The sequence below is a fragment of the Cohnella suwonensis genome (assembly GCF_042655365.1).
GTDB classification, from domain to species: Bacteria; Bacillota; Bacilli; order Paenibacillales; family Paenibacillaceae; genus Cohnella; species Cohnella suwonensis.
Window position 1 is genome coordinate 1 of the sequence record NZ_JBHSMH010000086.1, and the last position, 5,010, is coordinate 5,010.

At 50.3% G+C, this 5,010-nt stretch carries 7 protein-coding genes; all 7 read left to right on the plus strand.

All coding sequences use genetic code 11. The features are described 5' to 3' along the window. The first annotated feature begins 497 nt into the window (after nucleotides 1-497). The 7 genes from ACFPPD_RS20355 (at nucleotide 498) to ACFPPD_RS20385 (ending at nucleotide 4,871) form a co-directional block, all read left to right on the plus strand. Entirely contained in the window at nucleotides 498-1,094 is a 597-nt protein-coding gene (locus ACFPPD_RS20355; protein ID WP_209752072.1) for an ImmA/IrrE family metallo-endopeptidase, read from the plus strand. Further along, the gene (locus ACFPPD_RS20360; RefSeq protein ID WP_209752070.1) at nucleotides 1,091-1,684 is read left to right on the plus strand and encodes a hypothetical protein; all 594 of its coding nucleotides are present in this window, start codon (nucleotides 1,091-1,093) and stop codon (nucleotides 1,682-1,684) included. Before ACFPPD_RS20355 ends, ACFPPD_RS20360 begins: the two co-directional genes overlap by 4 nt. Nucleotides 1,685-1,801: 117 nt before the next feature. After that, nucleotides 1,802-2,149: a hypothetical protein gene (locus tag ACFPPD_RS20365; protein ID WP_209752068.1), complete on the plus strand. Its 348-nt coding sequence runs from the start codon at nucleotides 1,802-1,804 to the stop codon at nucleotides 2,147-2,149. 14 nt (nucleotides 2,150-2,163) lie between these two features. Beyond that, on the plus strand, nucleotides 2,164-2,340 hold the full coding sequence (locus ACFPPD_RS20370) for a hypothetical protein (protein WP_209752067.1): 177 nt from the start codon (nucleotides 2,164-2,166) through the stop codon (nucleotides 2,338-2,340). Nucleotides 2,341-2,355: 15 nt separating this feature from the next. After that, a complete protein-coding gene (locus tag ACFPPD_RS20375) occupies nucleotides 2,356-2,508 on the plus strand; it encodes a small acid-soluble spore protein P (protein WP_209752065.1) in 153 nt (50 codons plus the stop codon). Between the two features lie 163 nt (nucleotides 2,509-2,671). Continuing rightward, nucleotides 2,672-3,574, plus strand: a complete 903-nt coding sequence (locus ACFPPD_RS20380) for a YitT family protein (RefSeq protein WP_209752063.1) — start codon at nucleotides 2,672-2,674, stop codon at nucleotides 3,572-3,574. Nucleotides 3,575-3,707: 133 nt separating this feature from the next. After that, entirely contained in the window at nucleotides 3,708-4,871 is a 1,164-nt protein-coding gene (locus ACFPPD_RS20385; protein ID WP_209752060.1) for a hypothetical protein, read from the plus strand. The last annotated feature ends 139 nt before the right edge of the window (nucleotides 4,872-5,010 follow it).

Consider the following 5,010-nt stretch of genomic DNA (forward strand, 5'->3'; position numbering starts at 1 on the left):
CTACCAGAATGTATAAGTTTCACGCTTATCCATTTCTGAATCGTCTCCGCAAAGCTTCTTCAGCGCCCAGAGGACGCCGAAGGCGTTTTTGCTTGGTATGGCGAAGTGGGATGAGAACGGGCCGTTAAGCGAACATGCTATAAGGCATGTTCGTAGGCCCCGGCGTGATAGTCGCTATTGTCGTGGCCGTACGATTCAGTACGGCCACGCTGCGACGGAGCGAATCCCACTCTCTCCGCCACTGTTTATTACCCCTTTAATCACGAAAGTCGAGGTCATCGGTAATTGCCGATGGTTTTTTTGTTGACTTTAGAACGGTTAAGCAAAAAAGGAAGAGCCGAGCGGATCGAAAATGGGGATCAAGCGTTCGTATGAAGTGATTGTCCTTTTCTTTACATCATGGTAAAATTAGCTAACGGGTGTATGCCTCAGCCTTATTTTTACGGGGTATTTTTATCTCAGGATAGAAATACTGTAAAGATACGGAGGTGGAGGGTATGGCTCAAATTATATATTTTAGTCATGTCAAAGAAAGGCTGGCGAAAAGTATGTCCGTATTGAATCATGCCCGTGCCGCATTTAATCGTCCAGACCCTGAAGGCAAGGCAACCAAAGAGTTGAATAAATATGACCTGATGCATGATTATCCCATAAATCCTTTGATAATAACGAAGGGCGAGGGCGTTAAGGTAATCGAGCATAACTTTAATGGGAATGATATTTCGGGTATTATTTCAAAACAAGACGATAACGTGACCATCTACATAAATAGGAATGAGCCGCCCGCCAGACAAAAATTCACGATCGCCCATGAACTCGGTCATTTATTTTTGCACATGACGGATGAAGACGGGAACTTTTTAGATAACTCCGTGAGCTTATACAGGACGAATAACTCTACGATGCCTTTACCGGCGGAAGTTGCGAATCGGGAAGCGGAGGCGAATCGTTTCGCCGCGGCGTTATTAATGCCCAAAGACGCAATAGAGTTCGAATGGCTCTTTGCCGACAGCGTCGAAGAAATGGCTAAAACATTTGAGGTTTCGGAGATTGCCATGAAAATACGACTTAAATCTCTGGGAATCATAAAATGAGGCCGACCGATGAAATCAATCGTGAACTTCAAGAACCTTCGCCAAAAGTAGCGCCGGGTACTTCCGGAAATTCGTTTCAGGCGGGTTCGATCACCGCGGATGAATTAAATCTTGCTCTGGGGGCAGGCTTAACGCCTGCATTAGGTTCTTCTCCCCGCGGAAATTTAGGAGAGTTAAGTCCGGAGCACTTTGAGCGTCAACGCATTTTGGAAGAAGATGACGAGCGTAGGGATATCGAGCGAAAGACGCACGCGCTTTGGATGACCCAAGAGAAGTCGGAGCGGAGATTGCGGACAGGGGTGGCTATCGGATTAGGCATTTTTCTCGGATACGAATTATATGTAGGCAATCGCGCATTTCTCAAGATCGGCGAAGGGGCAATGGTGTTTCCTAAATGGACCGTTCAAATCTTTTTTCTCGGCATGTACGGCCAAATTAGCACGATGGCCTATTTCGTCGTAAAAAGTCTATTTCCAAGGCCCAAATCGGACTCCTTATCGGCAATTAGAGAAATGGTTAAGAACAATTACCGCGACCCGAATAAGGGTTCGAATGCAAATAAACAAAGAAGCAGAAGAAATCAAGGATGAATATGCATCGTCGAAGCCGACCCTCCGGGGTCGGCTTTTCTGCGTCCATATGGCCAGCGGGCAAACGCGAATAAGAACGTCCCAATGGGTCAACCTAACGAAGCGGAGGTGCATCATATGGCAAGCAACAACGAATTTAACGTTCCTCAGGACGGCTTGGCGGAGGCGTGGCAGAACGCGCTGCCGGAGTGGCTTCGCGGGGGCGATCAAGCCGAAGTGCGAATCGATGGGGTAGATCCCCGCGCGCTTAACGTGACGATCAAGACGGCCGGCCATCAGAAGATGGAATTCGACTTCGCGATTCGTTACGTCGACAGTCGGGAAATCGATATTCAATTGACCGACGTGGAGAAAGACGGGCAGACGGTGGACGAGAGAAACGACGTCATCCAGGGGTTGATCGGCGACTACAGGCGCCATCTGCACGAAACCGCGCAAGCGCTGCATCATTATACGCATTCTTGAAGGAGGCCACGGAAGTGTCCGATTCTAACGGGTTCGCAGATAAGAATTTAAGCAACGTCGTAGAAGATCTGGAGCAAAATCCGGTGAACTCGCAGCACGCGAAGCAATTGCAGCAGAAAACGAACGATCGCCGCCATCAGGACGCGCTTAACCACGATAAGCCGACCGATCAAAAGCATTATAAATCGTAGGAGGACTCGCGAAGCATGAGCAAACCGAAGTCGCAGCCGGTACCTAACCCGGAAGAGGAGCACGGCTCCCGCCATTCGACGGTCGAGCAAGAGCCGATCGCGCCGCTGAACGGATCCAAGAAGATCAAGAATCGGAACCATACGAGGCACAATAACGGGGAGGGCTGATCACCGCTCGGTCGCCTACTCGGGCGCTAGACCCGTATACCTAGAATCCCGGCGGAGAGCCGGGATTCTTTTGCATGCGCAGACTAGTCGTATTCTCCCATTGGTTTACCCCCTGTAAGTATATTGGTATAATGGAGTTATCGCACATGAAGGAGGACCCTACATGATCAAAGAAAACACTCTAGCCCCGCCTGGCGTCGCGAACAAGCTCCATAACAAGCAAAGTCCATGGGAAGTCGCAAGGCGAATCCTATTCATCGTCATCGGCGCGGTGCTTGTCGCCGTCGCGCTGGAAATCTTCCTCATCAACAACTCCATCATCGACGGCGGCATTACAGGCATTTCCATCATGTCCTCGCACTTGTCCGGCGCTAAAATAGGTATCTTCCTCTTCGTACTCAACCTTCCCTTCTTGATCATCGGTTATCGGACTATCGGCAAAACTTTCGCGCTATCCACTTTGCTCGGCGTCATTACCCTTTCGATCGCCACCACTTTGCTTCACCCGGTTCAACCTTTTACGGACGACGTCTTCTTGGCGGCGGTATTCGGGGGTATTTTCCTTGGCGCGGGCACGGGTATCGTCATTCGGGCGGGGGGCTCGCTCGACGGCACAGAGATCGTCGCGATCCTTCTTAACCGGAAGCTGCCTTTCTCGGTCGGCGAGACGGTCATGTTCATCAACTTCTTCATTCTCGGAAGCGCGGGCTTCGTCTATAGTTGGGATCGCGCGATGTTTTCGTTGATCGCCTACTATATCGCGTTCAAAGTGATCGATCTGACGCTCGAAGGCTTCGACGAATCGAAATCCTGCTGGATAATCAGCGACCACTACAAAGATATCGGTGACGCGATCTCGGCTCGGTTGGGACGCGGCGTGACGCTGTTGCACGGCGAGGGCGGCTATTCCGGCGAACAGAAGAAAGTGATCTTCGTCGTCATTACCCGTCTGGAGGAAACGAAGCTGAAGACGATCGTGAACGAACTTGACCCGTCGGCATTCCTGGCGGTCGGCAACATCCACGACGTCAAAGGCGGCAGATTCAAGAAGAAAGACATTCATTAACAGCAATTCCGGCATCTCTCTCTTTTTAACAATTCTTTAACACGAAAAGTCTTTTCGCGACCGCGAAATTAAGATACAATGAACTATGTTTCATTGACTAAAAGGGAAAGATACAGGAAGGGGTTAAAGTACTTTGTTTAATCGTAAAATGGGTTTCGCGATCGTAGCGGTGTTGTTGTCGGTTGTGCTCGTGCTGAGCGGTTGCACGAAGAGCAAATCTCCGAAAGACGCGCTCCAGGCTTCGATGACGAAATCCTCGGAGATAAAGTCGTATAATTTCAAAGGAAGCCTGAAGATCGAAGATCTCGACATTCCGGAAGACGCGATGGCCGAGGAAGGCGCCGCTCAAGGCGTTAACATGTTGAAGAACGCCGAGATGAGCTGGACGGGCGCGTACAAGAGCGATCCGATGACGCTCGAATTGAACTTGCAGCTTGCGCTTAAAGGCGACCTGGCGATCACGTTTAACGTGCCGATCATCATGACCCAAGAGAAAGTATGGGTGAAGGTGCCGAACATTCCGATGCTCCCGATTCCGGAAGACATCATCGGCAAGTTCGTCGAGCTCGACCTGAAGAAACTCGCGGAAGACGCGGGTCAAGAAATGCCGAGCATGGATATCGGCAAGTCGCAGCAGTTCAGCAACGATCTGATGGGCATCATCTTCAAACATATCGACGAGAAGCAATATTTGTCCGACATTAAAGCGGAAGACGCCGGCATTCCGGATAGCGTCGACGCGAAACAAGTGGTGCAATTCCACGTCGATCAAACCCAGATCGAGCCGTTCGTGAACACGGTCATCGAGAAGATCGCTCCGGAAGTGATCGACTTGCTGTCCAAGAACGAAGAATACCGCAAGCTCTTCCAAATTACGCAAGAAGATCTGGACACGGCGAAGAAAGAACTCGCCGACGCGGACAAAGGCGAGATCAAAGACGGCTTGGCGGAAATGAAGAAAGAACTGAAGAAACTCGATATCAAAGCGAACATCGGCATCGACAAGAACGAATTCCCGATCTACACGGACGCGACGATCGCAGCGAACGTCGAATCCGAAGAATTGACGGGCGGCGTGACGCTTCGCGTCGTATCCGAAATGTCGAACATCAACAAAGAAGTGAAGTTCGAGAACGAAATCCCGAGCGGCGACAACGTCATTACGATGGATGAGCTGGAGGAATTGACGGGCGGCATGTTCGGCGCGGGTCTGGAAGACTTCGACGACGGCTCGCTCGACGAAAGTCTGCTCGACGAAGGCGCGATCGAAGAAGGCGTTACGGACGAAAGCCTGTAATTCACGAAATACGGATAGAGCGAACCCCCTCGCGATCGATGGAGGCCACTGAAGAACTTACGATTTTTCGAAGTAAGAAATAATGATTAAACGAAAAGACGACTTTTCATCCCATTTATTGGATGAAAAGTCGCCTTTT